15 protein-coding genes are annotated in these 13,341 nt (G+C 67.7%); 9 read left to right on the top strand and 6 right to left on the bottom strand.

The annotated features are described in order from the left end of the window. Positions 1 to 7: 7 nt before the first annotated feature. From BLQ77_RS06170 to nth, 3 genes are all read right to left on the bottom strand, one after another. A complete protein-coding gene (locus tag BLQ77_RS06170; protein ID WP_165617038.1) occupies positions 8 to 1,234 on the bottom strand; it encodes a S8 family peptidase in 1,227 nt (408 codons plus the stop codon). Positions 1,235 to 1,342: 108 nt separating this feature from the next. After that, the gene (locus tag BLQ77_RS06165) at positions 1,343 to 2,356 is read right to left on the bottom strand and encodes an adenosine kinase (protein WP_089956725.1); all 1,014 of its coding nucleotides are present in this window, start codon (positions 2,354 to 2,356) and stop codon (positions 1,343 to 1,345) included. Further along, positions 2,353 to 2,997, bottom strand: a complete 645-nt coding sequence (gene nth, locus BLQ77_RS06160; protein ID WP_040384803.1) for an endonuclease III — start codon at positions 2,995 to 2,997, stop codon at positions 2,353 to 2,355. Before nth ends, BLQ77_RS06165 begins: the two co-directional genes overlap by 4 nt. A gap of 81 nt (positions 2,998 to 3,078) precedes the next feature. Here nth and BLQ77_RS06155 point away from each other — a divergent pair, with 81 nt between their 5' ends. Together BLQ77_RS06155 and BLQ77_RS06150 are read left to right on the top strand one after the other, a co-directional pair. Next, positions 3,079 to 3,957, top strand: a complete 879-nt coding sequence (locus tag BLQ77_RS06155; protein WP_375360197.1) for a methylated-DNA--[protein]-cysteine S-methyltransferase — start codon at positions 3,079 to 3,081, stop codon at positions 3,955 to 3,957. A 174-nt stretch (positions 3,958 to 4,131) separates the two neighbouring features. Further along, positions 4,132 to 4,797 (top strand): YiaD family glycine zipper/OmpA-like lipoprotein, encoded by a 666-nt coding sequence (locus BLQ77_RS06150; RefSeq protein ID WP_008886455.1) that lies wholly within the window; start codon positions 4,132 to 4,134, stop codon positions 4,795 to 4,797. 66 nt (positions 4,798 to 4,863) lie between these two features. Here BLQ77_RS06150 and BLQ77_RS06145 read toward each other — a convergent pair whose 3' ends face one another. After that, on the bottom strand, positions 4,864 to 5,262 hold the full coding sequence (locus tag BLQ77_RS06145; RefSeq protein WP_089956721.1) for a VOC family protein: 399 nt from the start codon (positions 5,260 to 5,262) through the stop codon (positions 4,864 to 4,866). A 34-nt stretch (positions 5,263 to 5,296) separates the two neighbouring features. On the opposite strand from BLQ77_RS06145, the gene BLQ77_RS06140 reads away from it, so the two are divergent. Further along, positions 5,297 to 6,097, top strand: coding sequence for an HTD2 family dehydratase (locus BLQ77_RS06140; RefSeq protein WP_089956717.1), 801 nt, complete (start codon positions 5,297 to 5,299; stop codon positions 6,095 to 6,097). A 79-nt stretch (positions 6,098 to 6,176) separates the two neighbouring features. Here the strand turns inward: BLQ77_RS06140 and BLQ77_RS06135 are convergent, their stop codons facing one another. Beyond that, positions 6,177 to 6,866, bottom strand: a complete 690-nt coding sequence (locus BLQ77_RS06135; protein WP_089956711.1) for a sugar transferase — start codon at positions 6,864 to 6,866, stop codon at positions 6,177 to 6,179. Positions 6,867 to 7,830: 964 nt separating this feature from the next. On the opposite strand from BLQ77_RS06135, the gene BLQ77_RS06130 reads away from it, so the two are divergent. The 6 genes from BLQ77_RS06130 to BLQ77_RS06105 all read left to right on the top strand — a co-directional run bounded on the left by BLQ77_RS06130 (position 7,831) and on the right by BLQ77_RS06105 (position 11,689). Next, the gene (locus tag BLQ77_RS06130) at positions 7,831 to 8,445 is read left to right on the top strand and encodes a ribonuclease D (protein WP_089956707.1); all 615 of its coding nucleotides are present in this window, start codon (positions 7,831 to 7,833) and stop codon (positions 8,443 to 8,445) included. 3 nt (positions 8,446 to 8,448) lie between these two features. Then, positions 8,449 to 9,057 carry an LPS export ABC transporter periplasmic protein LptC gene (lptC, locus tag BLQ77_RS06125; RefSeq protein WP_089956704.1) on the top strand — a complete coding sequence of 203 codons (609 nt, stop codon included), beginning with the start codon at positions 8,449 to 8,451 and terminating at the stop codon, positions 9,055 to 9,057. A gap of 11 nt (positions 9,058 to 9,068) precedes the next feature. Then, positions 9,069 to 9,581, top strand: coding sequence for a lipopolysaccharide transport periplasmic protein LptA (lptA, locus tag BLQ77_RS06120; RefSeq protein WP_008886897.1), 513 nt, complete (start codon positions 9,069 to 9,071; stop codon positions 9,579 to 9,581). Positions 9,582 to 9,592: 11 nt separating this feature from the next. Further along, complete coding sequence (lptB, locus tag BLQ77_RS06115) at positions 9,593 to 10,351, top strand: LPS export ABC transporter ATP-binding protein (protein WP_008886888.1); 759 nt, start codon at positions 9,593 to 9,595, stop codon at positions 10,349 to 10,351. Positions 10,352 to 10,604: 253 nt separating this feature from the next. Further along, on the top strand, positions 10,605 to 11,168 hold the full coding sequence (gene hpf / locus BLQ77_RS06110) for a ribosome hibernation-promoting factor, HPF/YfiA family (protein ID WP_008887252.1): 564 nt from the start codon (positions 10,605 to 10,607) through the stop codon (positions 11,166 to 11,168). 56 nt (positions 11,169 to 11,224) lie between these two features. Continuing rightward, positions 11,225 to 11,689, top strand: a complete 465-nt coding sequence (locus BLQ77_RS06105) for a PTS sugar transporter subunit IIA (RefSeq protein ID WP_008887260.1) — start codon at positions 11,225 to 11,227, stop codon at positions 11,687 to 11,689. Between the two features lie 218 nt (positions 11,690 to 11,907). Here BLQ77_RS06105 and BLQ77_RS06100 read toward each other — a convergent pair whose 3' ends face one another. Further along, positions 11,908 to 13,338 carry a nodulation protein NodH gene (locus BLQ77_RS06100; RefSeq protein WP_089956700.1) on the bottom strand — a complete coding sequence of 477 codons (1,431 nt, stop codon included), beginning with the start codon at positions 13,336 to 13,338 and terminating at the stop codon, positions 11,908 to 11,910. Positions 13,339 to 13,341 lie beyond the last annotated feature (3 nt).

Raw genomic sequence — 13,341 nt, 5'->3', positions numbered from 1 at the left:
GGGTGCCCTAGCCCACCGCCGCCCGCGGTGCCTGCACCAGCCCCTGCCCGCGGTCGAGCGCGTCGGTGGCCGGGTCGAGCCCCGCGGTGGTGCAGGTGGCGAGCAGCCGCGCCCGCACCGCCTCTGCATTCGCGGGGCTGCCCGAGGCGCGCTGCGCCTCCCACCAGAGCGCCGCGATGCCGGCGGTGTGGGGACAGGCCATCGAGGTGCCGTTCAGCGCCCGCAACCCGCCACCGGTCGCCGCCGAGATGACATTGACGCCCGGCGCCGAGACCGTGGGGTTGGTGTTGGAAAAGGCCGCGATGCCGAGCCCGGCGTCGCCCTGCCCCAGCGCCCCCACCGAGACCACCCCGAAGGCGGCAGCGGGGACCGAGGCCGAGACCTCGAAGCCCGGGTCGATGTTGCGGCGGCTCTCGTTGCCGGCGGCGGCGCAGACCACGGTGCCGCCCGAGAACGGCGCCTGCGCCCGCAGCATGTCCATCAGCGCGTCGAACATGCGCAGGTTCATCCGGTAGCCCTCGAGCGCCACCGAGGCCGCCAGCAGATCCGGCCAGCCCTCTCCGATCAGCTGCTCGACCAGTCCCGGAAAATCGAAACCCAGCGACATCGAGACCACCTGCGCCTGCTGGTCCGAGGCCCACTTGATCGCGTCGAAGAGCATCTCGGACGAGCCGCTGCCATCGTCGCCCAGCACCTTGCCGATCAGCACATCGGTGACCCCGCGCGCCACGCCGATGCGGGTGCCGTCCACGTCGCGCCCGAAGATGGTGCCGGCGCAATGGGTACCGTGGCCATTGGCGTCCTCGATGCCCGAGCCCGCGAAGTCGCGGGTCACGAGATTGACGCCCGCGAAGGCCGGGTGGTCGGTGTCGATGCCGGTGTCGAGCACCGCGACCCTGACCCCCGCCCCGGTGAATGGCGCGTCGAGCGCGCCGACCGCGGCCACGCCCCACGCAGGCTCGGCGTCCTCGGCCCGCACGTCGTCGAGCGGTTCCGGTTCGATCAGCTTGGTCGGCATGGCGCGTGCCACCGCGGCGACTGAGGGGTCATGGGCCACGTCGCGCATGTCGGCAGCTGTGAGATCCGCGGTCTCGAGCTTGGGCGACGGGGGCACCGCCGCGATCATCGGACTTTCCAGGGCCCCCGGACCGAACCCCGGAAGGCCGGTGGGCGCAGCCGGGCGCGGGGCTCGGCTGCGGAAGGGTGCATTCTCGTCACGTAGAATGACAAACATGGGCTCTCTCGCTTCAATGGGGCAATATCAGTGTCCAATGAAGCGAAATTACACTCTAAGGTTGTCTCTACGAAGCCTCTTAACGTGAACCCAGCGTAAATTCTCCGGTCAGAGCAGCCCGGCCCGGCGGAACAGCGCCTTGAGGTCGGCCTCGGGGCGCGGCCCCATGTGCGCGATGACCTCGGAGGCGGCGACGGTGCCCATGCGGCCCGCGGTCTCCATGTCGGCGCCGGTGGCGAGACCGTAGAGGAAGCCCGCGGCGAACTGGTCGCCGGCACCGGTGGCATCCACGGGCACGACCTTGGTCACCGGGATGTCGATGCGCTCGCCCCCCCGGACGATGGTCACGCCGTCGCCCGAGCGGGTGCAGACCACCAGCGGGCAGACCTCGGCAACGCGGGCGAGGTCCTTGTCGAGGTGGTCGTCCTGGTAGAGCGAGCGGATCTCGGCCTCGTTGCCGATCACGTAGTCCATCTCGTTGGCGATGAGACGCAGGAAGTCGTCGCGATGACGCTCGACGCAGAACGGGTCCGAGATCGCGATGCCGGCCATGCCGCCGGCGGCGCGGCAAGTGCGGGCGGCGCGCAGGAAGGCTTCCTTGCCCTTGGGCTTGTCGAAGAGATAGCCCTCGAGGAAAATGATCTCGGCCTGAGCCGACACGTCCTCGGAGACGTCCTCGGGCCCGAGCTCGGAGGAGATCCCGAGGTAGGTGTTCATCGAGCGCTCGCCGTCGGGCGAAACGAAGATCATCGAGCGCGAGGTCGGCAGCTCGCCCCCCGGCACCGGCGCGTTGACGAAATCCGAGCCGTCTTTCTCCATCGCGTCGGCGTAGAAGCGGCCCAGCGCGTCATCGTGCACACGGCCGATGAAGCCGGTGCGCAGCCCGAGGTTGCCGAGCCCCGCGAGGGTGTTGGCGACCGACCCGCCGGGGGCCTGAACGCGGCTCTCCATGGCGCCGTAGAGCTGCTCGGCGCGCTCGCGCTCGACCAGCTGCATGATGCCCTTCTCGATGCCCATGTGCTCCAGAAAGCTGTCGTCGGCGCGGGTCAGCACGTCGACGATGGCGTTACCGATGCCGACGACCTGGTACTTCTTGGTCGGATGCTGGGGAGTAAGCGTCATGGTGTCTTGTCCTCGAAATCACAAAGGTCACGAATGAGGCACGCATTGCACTTCGGCTTGCGCGCGACGCAGGTATAGCGCCCGTGCAGGATCAGCCAGTGGTGGGCGTGCTGTTGAAAATCAACTGGAATATTGTCTTCGATGGCGCGCTCGACCGCCACCACGTCCTTGCCCGGGCAGATGCCCGTGCGGTTGCCGACGCGGAAGATGTGGGTGTCCACCGCCTGCGCCGGGTAGTGCCACCACATGTTCAGGACCACGTTCGCCGTCTTGCGCCCGACCCCGGGCAGGCTCTCGAGCGCCGCGCGGGAACAGGGAACCGTGCCGTTGTACTCCTCGACGAGGATCTTCGACAGCTTGATGACGTTCTTGGCCTTGTTGCGGTAGAGACCGATGGTCTTGATGTGTTCGATCACGCCCTCTTCGCCGAGATCGAGCATCTTCTGCGGCGTGTCGGCGATCTGGAACAGCTTGCGGGTGGCCTTGTTGACGCCCGCGTCGGTGGCCTGCGCCGACAGGGCGACGGCGACGACCAGCGTATAGGCGTTCACATGCTCGAGCTCGCCCTTGGGCTCGGGCTCCGACTCGCGGAAGCGGGTGAAGATTTCCCGCATGGTATGATAATCGAGCTGCTTGGCCATCCCGCGATTGATGCCCGAGCGCACCGGGATGCGCAATATTCGGGTCGCTCCACGGGACGAATTGTCTAGAAAAAGAGGTGGATGGCCGCAGTGGCGGCGCGCGCATGGAGCAAGTCGGAGGGCAAGGCCATGGACGAAGGCGGATATCACTACGAGGTCATGCGACGCGCCATCGAGCTGGTGGACGCCAAGGGTCCGGCCGCGACGCTCGAGGATCTGGCCGCCGGGATGGGCATGAGCCCGGCGCATTTCCAGCGCGTGTTTTCGCGGTGGGCCGGGGTCTCGCCCAAGCGGCTGCAGCAGTACCTGACGCTGGGCCACGCCAAGGCGCTGCTGGGCGAGCGCTTCACCACGCTCGACACGGCGCTTGCCACCGGGCTCTCGGGCGGCGGGCGGCTGCACGACCTGTTCCTGCGCTGGGAGGCGATGAGCCCCGGCGACTACGCCCGCGGCGGCGAGGGGCTGGTGATCCGCTGGGGCCGCTTCGACAGCCCCTTCGGCCCGGCGCTGGTGATGGCGACCGACCGCGGCATCTGCGGCGTGGCCTTCACCTCGGAAACCGGCGAGGCGGCGGCGATGGAGGATCTCTGCAGCCGCTGGCCCGGTGCGGAGTACATCGAGGACCCGGACGCGCTCGAGGAGTGGGTGGCCCGCGCCTTCGGCCGGACCGAGGGCGAGGTGCCGCTGTTCCTGATCGGCGCGCCGTTCCAGATCAAGGTGTGGGAGGCGCTGATGCACATCCCCTCGGGCCACGTCACCACCTATTCCGAGATCGCCCACGCGGTCGGCCACCCCAGGGCGGTCCGCGCGGTCGGCACCGCGGTGGGGCGCAACCCGGTGTCGCTGCTCATCCCCTGCCACCGGGCGCTGCGCAAGTCAGGCGGGCTCGGTGGCTATCACTGGGGCCTGCCCGTCAAGCGCGCCATCCTCGCCTGGGAATCGGCGCGGCTCGAGGCCTGAGCGTGGCGCGCCCCGGACCTGTACGGCGGGGCCGTTTCACAAGCCCTTGAGCCCGTGCTTCACGATGCGCGGAGACCCGCCGATTCCCCGGTGACAGCGGTGTTCCCGCAGTCCATGCTGACGCTATAAAGCAGTAGGAACCCCGCTGAGGGTCGACAGAACATGAGGCATCAGATGATCCGCGCCAGAACTTCCATCTTCGTTTCGCTCGCAGCAGCGATGGCCCTGACCGCCTGCGGCGAGGGTCAGACCTTCGGCGAAGGCAACCCGAACCGGAACACCAACAGCGGCGTGCTGCTCGGCGCGCTCGGCGGCGCGGCCGCGGGTCGCATCATCGGCGGCAACAACGACGATTCCACCAAGAACGCCCTCGCCGGTGCCGCCGTGGGCGCCATCGCCGGCGGCCTGATCGGCAACCAGCTCGACAAGCAGGAAGCGGAACTGCGCCAGCAGCTCGGCAACAACGTGTCGATCAACAACACCGGCGACCGTCTGGTGGTGACCATGCCGCAGGACATCCTGTTCCCGTTCGACAGCGCCGCGCTGCGGTCGGACCTGCAGGCCGACATCCGCACCGTGGGCCGCTCGCTGCTGCAATACCCGAACACCACCGTGCAGGTGCTGGGCCACACCGACAGCGACGGCGACGCCGCCTACAACCAGAAACTGTCGCTGCGTCGCGCGCAGGCGGTGTCGAGCGTGCTCATCGCCGAGGGCGTGCCGTCCTCGCGCATCCAGTCGATCGGCCGTGGCGAGGACCAGCCCATCGCGTCGAACCTGACCGCAGAGGGCAAGCAGCAGAACCGCCGGGTCGAGATCGTCATTCTGCCGAACTCCTGATCCGCCGTTCCCGACGGACAACGAACGCGCCGCGGCACCCCCGCGGCGCGTTTTCGTTTGCGCCCCTCAGGCGCGGTTCGAGATCTCGAGCAGGTTGCCGTCGGGGTCGCGGATGTAGACCGACATGAGCGGCCCCTCGGCCCCGCTGCGCGCCACCGGCCCCTCGATCACCGGAATCCCCGCCCTGTCGAGATGCGCCAGCCACGCATCGAGCGGCACATCGCTCAGGAAGCAGAGGTCGGCACTGCCCGGCGCGGCGGCGCGGGCCTTGGGTTCGAACTCGGCCCCGGCCTGGTGCAGGTTGATCTTCTGGGCACCGAAGCGCAGCGCCACGCGCAGGGTTCCGTCCGCCGCCTCGAAGCGCAGCACGGTCATGCCAAGCACGCTTTCGTAGAAGGCACAGGTCACGCCGGTATCGCCAACGGTGAGGACGAGGTGGTCGAACGACTGGACGGACGGCGGCATACCGGGCTAGCTCCGCTGCAAAGGGAGATGTTTCATGCACGATGCCGCCCCGCAGACGACACGTCAAACCGATCTCATGGACCCGGCCCGCGCCAATGCCCTGCTGGCGGCGCTTGGGAGACCCGCCGTGATCGAGACCGGAGACCCGCTGCCCCCCTTCTTCCACCAGCTGCATTTCTGGGACGCGCGGCCGCCGGTGGCGCTTGGGCGCGACGGCCATCCGCGCGTCGGCGGGCTGATCCCCGACCTCGGCCTGCCGCGGCGGATGTGGGCGGGCGGCACGCTCGACTTCCTCGCGCCGCTCTGCGCCGGCATCCCCGCCGAGAAGCGCACCAGCTGCGAGTCGGTGGCCCGAAAGACCGGCCGCAGCGGGCCGCTGGCCTTCGTCACCCTGCGCCACCAGGTGATGCAGGAGGGCGTGCTCTGCGTCGACGAACGTCAGGACGTCGTCTACCGCGAGGACCCCGCCCCCGGCGCACCGCAGCCGGTGCCGCCGGTCGCCCGCGACGACGAGGACGAGGCGCTGCCGGCGGAGTTCGACAGCACGCTGCTGTTCCGCTACTCGGCGCTGACCTTCAACGGCCACCGCATCCACTACGACGCCGATTATTGCCGCGAGGTCGAGGGCTACGCCGCGCCGGTGGTGCACGGGCCCCTGCTGGCGCAGCTGCTGATGCTGATGGCCGAGGACCGCGCGCCGCTGCGGCGCTTCGCCTTCCGCGCCACGGCGCCGGTCACGCTGGGCGAGACGGTGACGCTCTGCCGCAAGGGCACCGACGCCTGGATCCGCGGCGTTGACGGGCGGCAATGCATGAGCGCCGAGCTCTCGTTCTGACGTCCCTCTGAAACGCGAAGACCCCCGCCGGGGCGGGGGTCTGTCGTGAACCCTCGGAGAGAGGCAGAGAGAGACGGGCTCAGCAGCCGGTGCCGTGGATCACCACCCGCACGGTGCGGGCAAGGACCTTCAGGTCGGTGCGGAAGGAGAGGTCGCGCAGGTAGGCGGTGTCGAAGCCGGCGCGCTCGGCGAAGCTCGATTCGTTGCGCACCGAGGTCTGCCAGAAGCCGGTGATGCCCGGACGCATCGCGTAATACGCGGTGCCCGGATAGATGGACTGCTGCTCGACCATCATCGGACGCGGCCCGACCAGCGACATGTCCCCGCGCAGCACGTTCCAGAGCTGCGGCAGCTCGTCGAGCGAGCATTTGCGGATGATCCGACCCACCGGCGTGATGCGCGGATCGCGACGCAGCTTCTGGGTCCGGTGCCACTCCGCGCGGGCGATGGCGTTGCCGGCGAGATAGCTCTCGAGCCGGGCGTCGGCGTCCTTCACCATCGAACGCAGCTTCCACATGTGGAACACCCGCCCGTTCCGTCCGACCCGGCGCTGGAGATAGACCGGCCGATGGCCGTCGGAGGCGATGATCGCGGCCAGCACCAGCGTGACCAGCAGCGCCGGCAGCGCCCCGATCAGCACCAGCGCCACGTCGAGAACGCGCTTGGCGAAATGGCGGTAGAAGGCACCCCTAGGCGCGGCGAAGAGCGCGTCGTCGATGAGCTTCTCGATGTCGGCCGCCGGCAGCGGCTGGCGTATGTGCAGTGTCAATTCGACCTCCCGGAGGCATTGATCGACGAAAGCAATGGCAAGGCGGCGGAGCGTCCCTGTTCCCGATCGAAAGACACAACTTATAAGTGTCTCTCCGAGCGGAGAAACAGGCTCGCAGCGCCCGCGAACGGGTCGGATTTTCAGAACTTCAGGACCGAGCGGACCGCAGCAACCTAACCAAAAACTCCCAAGTGGAAGCACCAACCCCCGAGTGCCGTCGTGTGACAGAAAAATGTTCTATTGATCGACCTTGATCTTTAATCATAGCGCCATGAAAGCCGTCAACATCCGGTTTCTACTACACTTTTTGATTGAGTCACATGCCCGTGTCTCGCCGTTCCTCAACCGTCTCCGTGGGTATTTCACCCGGGCGCAAGCTCTCATACCCCGGGCCTGAGTGCCGGTCCCGAGGTGCCGGCACGGCGACCGGAGAGGCGCAAGACGGCCAGAAACAATTCCCGCCGGAAACAACCCATGATTGTTTCCACTCCAGATCCGCGGCCCTCGAAAACGGCGGATCGTTGACGGTTCGCGAACACTCTCCGGCCCGGCGGCGCATCCGCCACGGCACGGTGCCCGAGAGGACCTGCAATCGGAAACAATCCCGCCGAGGGGATCCGGCCGCCTACCCCGGCGGGGGGCCCGGATCCGCCCCCGAAGACGCCCTCGGGCCCCGGCGCGATGCCCGCTTACGGTGCCGCTCACAGCCCCCGGCGAACGACACGCGAGAAGCGAGTGACTTTCCTCACGAAATGTTACACTGGTTCGGAGGCCGAGAGGGAGAGGGTCGAATTCGCGCCCGAGGCACGACAATGAATCGCCACATTCGCCCCGAATCAGGCCACATTCCGCCCGGGGCATCGCGCAAATGTGGCCGCGGCGTGGTCGGGCTCAGTTGCAGAACCCGCTCCGCTTGCCTATTCCCCTCGCAGATCGGAAGCACGAGTTGAAAGGGTCCGGGATCATGGCGAACCACCTCTACAAGGGCGATCTTCCCGATGGGCTCGACCTTGGACCGGTCGTGGCCATCGACTGCGAGACCATGGGGCTCGATCCGCACCGCGACCGGCTCTGCGTCGTGCAGCTCTCGGGCGGCGACGGGAATGCCCATCTCGTGCAGGTTGCCCGCGGCCAGACCGAGGCGCCGAACCTCTGCCGGCTGCTTCGCGACGAAACCGTGCTGAAGCTCTTCCACTTCGGCCGCTTCGACATCGCCGCGATGTACCATGCCTTCGGCGCGCTCGCAGCCCCGGTCTATTGCACCAAGATCGCCAGCCGCATGGTGCGCACCTACACCGACCGGCACGGGCTCAAGGCGCTGACGCAGGAGCTGCTGTCGGTCGACATCTCCAAGCAGCAGCAGTCCAGCGACTGGGGCGCCGCGGATCTGACCGCGGCCCAGCTCGACTATGCGGCCTCCGACGTGCTCTATCTCCACCAGCTGCGCGACAAGCTGAACGGAATGCTCGAGCGCGAGGGCCGGACGGCGCTGGCGCAGGCCTGTTTCGACTTCCTGCCGACGCGCGCATTGCTCGATCTCGAGGGCTGGCCCGAGACCGACATCTTTGCCCATGCGTGACCGATGGCACCGCGCGGGGACACATATTCCAAGTTCATCGGCTGGCTGAAGCTGCTGCTGCCGCTGGCTGCGCTCACGCTGCTGTCGACGATGTTCCTGCTGCCGCGCGTGTCGGAGCCGGTGAACAAGCTGCCCTTCGTCGAGGGCGAGGACCCCGGCGATGCCACCCGCCAGCAGATCGTGGCGCCGAACTTCGCCGGCACCACCGACAAGGGCGACCGCATCACCATGACCGCCGACCGCGCCGAGCCGCTGGCCGCCGACATGGCGCGGCTGCGGGCGCATCAGCTCGACGCCGCGCTCGACTTGGTGGACGGCAGCCGCATCACCCTGCGCGCCGACCAGGCGGTGGTGGACGACACCGACAAGACCGCCGATCTTGAGGGCGGGGTCCACATCACCAGCTCCACCGGCTACGTCATCGACACCGAACGGATGCTCACCTCGCTCGACCGGATCGGCGCCGAGACCCTCACCCCGGTGAGCGGCAGCGGCCCCGCCGGGCGCTTCACCGCCGGCAAGCTGACGATTGCCGCCGACGAGAACGGCGAGAACGTGCAACTGCTTTTCACCGAAGGCGTAAACCTGATATACGATCCGAAAGACCAATGAGGTTTTCCAGCATGTTCCGCTTTCTGACCGCCGCCGCCACGTTGTTCCTCCTGTCCGGACCGGCGCTGGCGCAGGGTGCGCAGGTCGCATTCGGCGGCATGTCGCAGGACACCTCCGCCCCGGTCGAGGTCAGCGCGGATTCGCTGCAGGTGAACCAGACCGACGGCACCGCGCTCTACGAGGGCAACGTGGTGATCGGCCAGGGCGAGATGCGCCTCGCCGCGCCGCGGGTGCTGATCGTCTACGCCGAGGGCGAGGGACAGGGCCGGATCGAGCGCATGGAAGCTTCTGGCGGTGTCACGCTGGTCAGCGGCGACGAGGCGGCCGAGGCCGAGAACGCCGATTACACCATCGCCACCGGCGTGGTGGTGATGACCGGCAACGTGCTGCTCACGCAGGGGCCGAACGCGCTGACCTCGGAACGCATGACCGTCAATCTCGAGGACGGGACGGCGCAGATGACCGGGCGGGTCCGCACGGTGATCCAACAGGGCACGGACGCCCCGCAACAAGTGCAAGAGTGACCGGTAGACCCATGGCCCGCCCCGAACTGACCGTGACCGAAGGCGACAGCGGCCTTCGCGTCCGCCACCTGCGCAAGAGCTACCGCAAGCGCGTCGTGATCCGTGACGTGACGCTTGAGCTCGACCGCGGCGAGGTCGTGGCGCTGCTGGGCCCCAACGGCTCGGGCAAGACCACCACCTTCTACGCGGTGGCGGGGCTGGTGAATCCCGAGGGCGGGCAGGTTACCATCGACGGGCGCGACGCCACCTGGCTGCCGATGTACCGGCGCGCACGGCTCGGCATCGGCTACCTGCCGCAGGAGATGTCGATCTTCCGCGGGCTCACCGTCGAGGACAACATCGCCTCGGTGCTCGACATCGCGCTCAACGACCGGCACCGCCGCCGCGAGCGGCTCGAGGAGCTCCTGGGCGAGTTCTCGATCGAGCACCTGCGCCGCGCCCCCGCGCTGGCCCTTTCGGGTGGTGAACGGCGCCGCGTCGAGATCGCCCGCTGCCTTGCCGCCGATCCCAAGTACCTGCTGCTCGACGAACCCTTCGCCGGCGTCGACCCGATCAGCGTGAACGACATCCGCCACCTCGTCGCCGACCTCAAGAAGCGCGGCATCGGGGTGCTGATCACCGACCACAACGTCCGCGAGACGCTCGAGATCGTCGACCGCGCCTACATCCTGCACGACGGCAAGGTGCTGATGTCCGGCACCCCCGCCGAGGTCGTCCAGAACGAAAATGTGCGCAGGGTTTATCTCGGCGAGAACTTCCGCATCGGTTAGGGCGAATTCTTCCTATCCGGTCGGATGTTTCCACGACAGGTTTGCGACAGATCATTGACAGAACCGCCGAGTCTCAAGTCAAATAAGGCCATGACGCAGCGCATCCCTGCATGCCCGTTCTCGAACGCCCCCAAAGGAGAGGGAGGATTGGGCGTTGAGTGCAGCAGCCTTGCGTCTCCCCCGATCCGGCACCACATCTAACCTGCCATCAAGGCAGGAGTGAAGTCGGGTCCAACGAAGAGAAGGAATGAACATGCGCTACCAGATCACGGGAAAGCAGATCGATATCGGCGAGGCGCTCCAGACTCATGTCCAGACCGAACTGGATGTGGTGCTCGAGAAATACGCCTTCAGGCCGACCGACGCTCAGGTCACCTTTTCCAAGAGCGCACATGAGTATATCTGCGAGGTCACGGTGCATCTCTCGACCGGCCTGACCTCTTCGGCCAAGGACAAGGCGACCGAGATCTACGCTTCCTTCGACGGCTGTGCCGAGAAAGTCGACAAGCAGCTTCGCCGTTACAAGCGCCGCCTGAAAGACCACCACAAGGAGCGCGCAGAGCCCGTTGAACTCTTCGGGGCCTCCTCGTATATCCTCGCCGGCGAAGCCGACTCGGGTGCAGAGGAACCGGACTCGCTGCAGCCCATCATCGTGGCTGAGATGGAAACCAAGATCCCGTCTCTGACCGTGGGCGAAGCCGTGATGCAGATGGAACTGGCCGGGGCCCCCGTGCTGGTCTTCCGCAACGAGAAAAAGGATGGCGTGAACGTCGTGTACCGGCGTGAAGACGGCAACATCGGCTGGATCGATCCATAAACGATCGACGCGGCCGCGGCCTTGAGCGCCCCAGAGCAGCAAGTGAAAGGCGGTCTATGACCTTTCTGGAACTTCTGAAGCCGCAGGCGGTCAAAGTCGTCGCGGCCGCAAGTAGCAAGAAGCGGCTGATGCACGACATCGCCGAACTGGCCGGGAGCGCCTACGGGCTCTCGGCCCCCGCGGCGGTGGAAGCCCTGATGGAACGCGAGAGCCTCGGCCCGACCGGCGTCGGCCATGGCGTCGCCCTGCCCCATGCCCGGGTCTCGGGCATCGACGAGGTGCGCGGCGTGTTCATCCTGCTCGAGAAACCCGTCGAGTTCGAATCCGTCGACCGCCAGCCGGTCGATGTCATCCTCGCGCTCTTTGCGCCCGAGGAGGCCGGGGTCGAACATCTCAAGGCGCTTGCGCTGGTGTCCCGCACGCTCCGTGACGCGACGCTCTGCAACAAGCTGCGCGCCAACCCTGACCCGGCAACGCTGCACGCGATCCTCACCGAGGACCGCTCGTCGCAGGCGGCGTGATCCTTTCTCATCCGTAGCGCCAGGCCGTGACGCCGGATGCCTCCGGCGGGAGTTTATCCGGCAAGATGAAGAGCGGGCGTGGCGCGCTGTCGGCTGGCACGGTCAGGTGGCCCCGGGGAAGAGGTGCGGTATTCCGAGTAGGGCGCGTGTTGCGTCGAGGGGGCAGAGCCCCTTTTTTGATGCTTGCTCCGGCCGCGCGTAGCCCCGGCCGTCCCGGCTCAGCCCCAGTCGCCGAATCCGAACATCAGGTAGTCGCGCGCATAGGCGTCGCGGGCGAGGCTCTCGAGCCGGTCGTCGTAGATCCGCGCCAGACCGTAAGGCGCGCGGGTGGTCTGCGACAGGGGCTCGGGCGGCGCCTCGTGGCCCACCTGCATGGCCAGCGCCGGCAGGTAGCTCGCCATCTCGTCCTCGCGCACGATCATGTCCGGCAGGGTCAGTTCAGACATGCCCTGAATCACCTGCGCCTGGCTCGCCCAGTGGCCGTCGATGCGCACCGCTGTCTGCCCGGCGAGGTTCGCCTTCAGGAAGGCGAGGAAGGCGGTGAAGGCCTCGCGGTGCGCCTCCGGCGTATAGGCGTCCAGCGCGCCGTCTTCGGGCAGCGCGAGGTTGTGCGCGCGGATCAGCGTCTTGCGGATGCCGAGGAAGCTGCCCGGGCCGGTGCCGAGGATCTTGCTGCAGAAGGCATCGTGCGCCCGCGCCAGCGGGTGGCGGATCACGGTGAAGCTGCGGTGGCCCGGCCGCTCGCGTTTCCACTGCCGCAGGGTCTTCTGGCTGAAGCCGCGGGTGAGCCCCTCGCGCCCGACGCCGTCGAGCGCGGAGAGCCAGCGCTCGACCCCGTCCTCGGGGCCGGAGCGGATCGGCATGTAGAGGAGCGGCGTGCGCGCGCCGCCCACGTAGGAAGGCACGTTGGGCCCGCGCCGCGGCTCGAAGTTCGGCGTGCGGGTGAGGTTGAACCGGTCGTGCCGCGCCAGCGCCTGCTCCATCTCGTCGAAATTCGCCACCTTCTCGGAGAGTGGCTCGGGGTTCTGGCGCTTGAGCGCGGTGTTAAGGCTCTCGAGCCGCGCGGGCACCCCCAGCCAGGTCGCGAGCCCGTTCATCACCGCCACGTCCTGCAGATCCTCGTAGGCGACGTAAAAGGCCGTCTGCCCGGCCACCTGCAGCGCGGTCATCAGCTGCACCTGGAAGGCCTGCAGCGCGCCCAGATGCTCTTCGAACTCGGCGGCGTCGAAGCGTGCCCGTGCGTCCTTGCGCGTCTTCACGTTGGTGAGCTTCCATTGCCCCGTGGCCTGCGCGATCTTCCAGCTCACGTAGCTGTCGACCGGGTTGCGGGTCAGCACGATCTTCGCGCAGCGCGGGTCCTGCAGGATCACCGGCAGGATCCGGGGATCGTGGTCGTGGAAGAAGCGGAAGCCGCCGAGCCCGCCCGGGGTCGCGCCGCGGATCTCGGCCAGCAGCCGCCCGGGGTCGCGGTCGCGCTCGGCCTGCGAGATCCCCAGCACGTCCTCGGCGTTCGGGTAGCCGATGAAATGCGGGTTGAAGACCTCGCCATGACAGGTGATGCCGTCGAAGGCGTTGAGATTGGCCTCGAGGAAGTTCGAGCCGGTGCGCATCTCGGCGAAGACGACGAAACAGTCGAAGCGGTCGGACATGCG

This window comes from Salipiger thiooxidans (assembly GCF_900102075.1).
Classification (GTDB): domain Bacteria; phylum Pseudomonadota; class Alphaproteobacteria; order Rhodobacterales; family Rhodobacteraceae; genus Salipiger; species Salipiger thiooxidans.
The sequence above is the reverse complement of the archived record's forward strand: the minus strand, read 5'-3'. Positions and strand labels throughout refer to the sequence as shown.

Coding starts and splice junctions, on each gene's coding strand:
- BLQ77_RS06140 (WP_089956717.1), top strand. CDS start 5,297: ATGCACGATGCCGCCCCGCAGACGACACGTCAAACCGATCTCATGGAC.
- BLQ77_RS06130 (WP_089956707.1), top strand. CDS start 7,831: ATGGCGAACCACCTCTACAAGGGCGATCTTCCCGATGGGCTCGACCTT.
- BLQ77_RS06165 (WP_089956725.1), bottom strand. CDS start 2,356: ATGACGCTTACTCCCCAGCATCCGACCAAGAAGTACCAGGTCGTCGGC.
- lptB (WP_008886888.1), top strand. CDS start 9,593: ATGGCCCGCCCCGAACTGACCGTGACCGAAGGCGACAGCGGCCTTCGC.
- lptA (WP_008886897.1), top strand. CDS start 9,069: ATGTTCCGCTTTCTGACCGCCGCCGCCACGTTGTTCCTCCTGTCCGGA.
- BLQ77_RS06100 (WP_089956700.1), bottom strand. CDS start 13,338: ATGTCCGACCGCTTCGACTGTTTCGTCGTCTTCGCCGAGATGCGCACC.
- hpf (WP_008887252.1), top strand. CDS start 10,605: ATGCGCTACCAGATCACGGGAAAGCAGATCGATATCGGCGAGGCGCTC.
- BLQ77_RS06150 (WP_008886455.1), top strand. CDS start 4,132: ATGATCCGCGCCAGAACTTCCATCTTCGTTTCGCTCGCAGCAGCGATG.
- BLQ77_RS06105 (WP_008887260.1), top strand. CDS start 11,225: ATGACCTTTCTGGAACTTCTGAAGCCGCAGGCGGTCAAAGTCGTCGCG.
- BLQ77_RS06145 (WP_089956721.1), bottom strand. CDS start 5,262: ATGCCGCCGTCCGTCCAGTCGTTCGACCACCTCGTCCTCACCGTTGGC.
- nth (WP_040384803.1), bottom strand. CDS start 2,997: ATGGCCAAGCAGCTCGATTATCATACCATGCGGGAAATCTTCACCCGC.
- BLQ77_RS06155 (WP_375360197.1), top strand. CDS start 3,079: ATGGCCGCAGTGGCGGCGCGCGCATGGAGCAAGTCGGAGGGCAAGGCC.
- lptC (WP_089956704.1), top strand. CDS start 8,449: ATGGCACCGCGCGGGGACACATATTCCAAGTTCATCGGCTGGCTGAAG.
- BLQ77_RS06170 (WP_165617038.1), bottom strand. CDS start 1,234: ATGTTTGTCATTCTACGTGACGAGAATGCACCCTTCCGCAGCCGAGCC.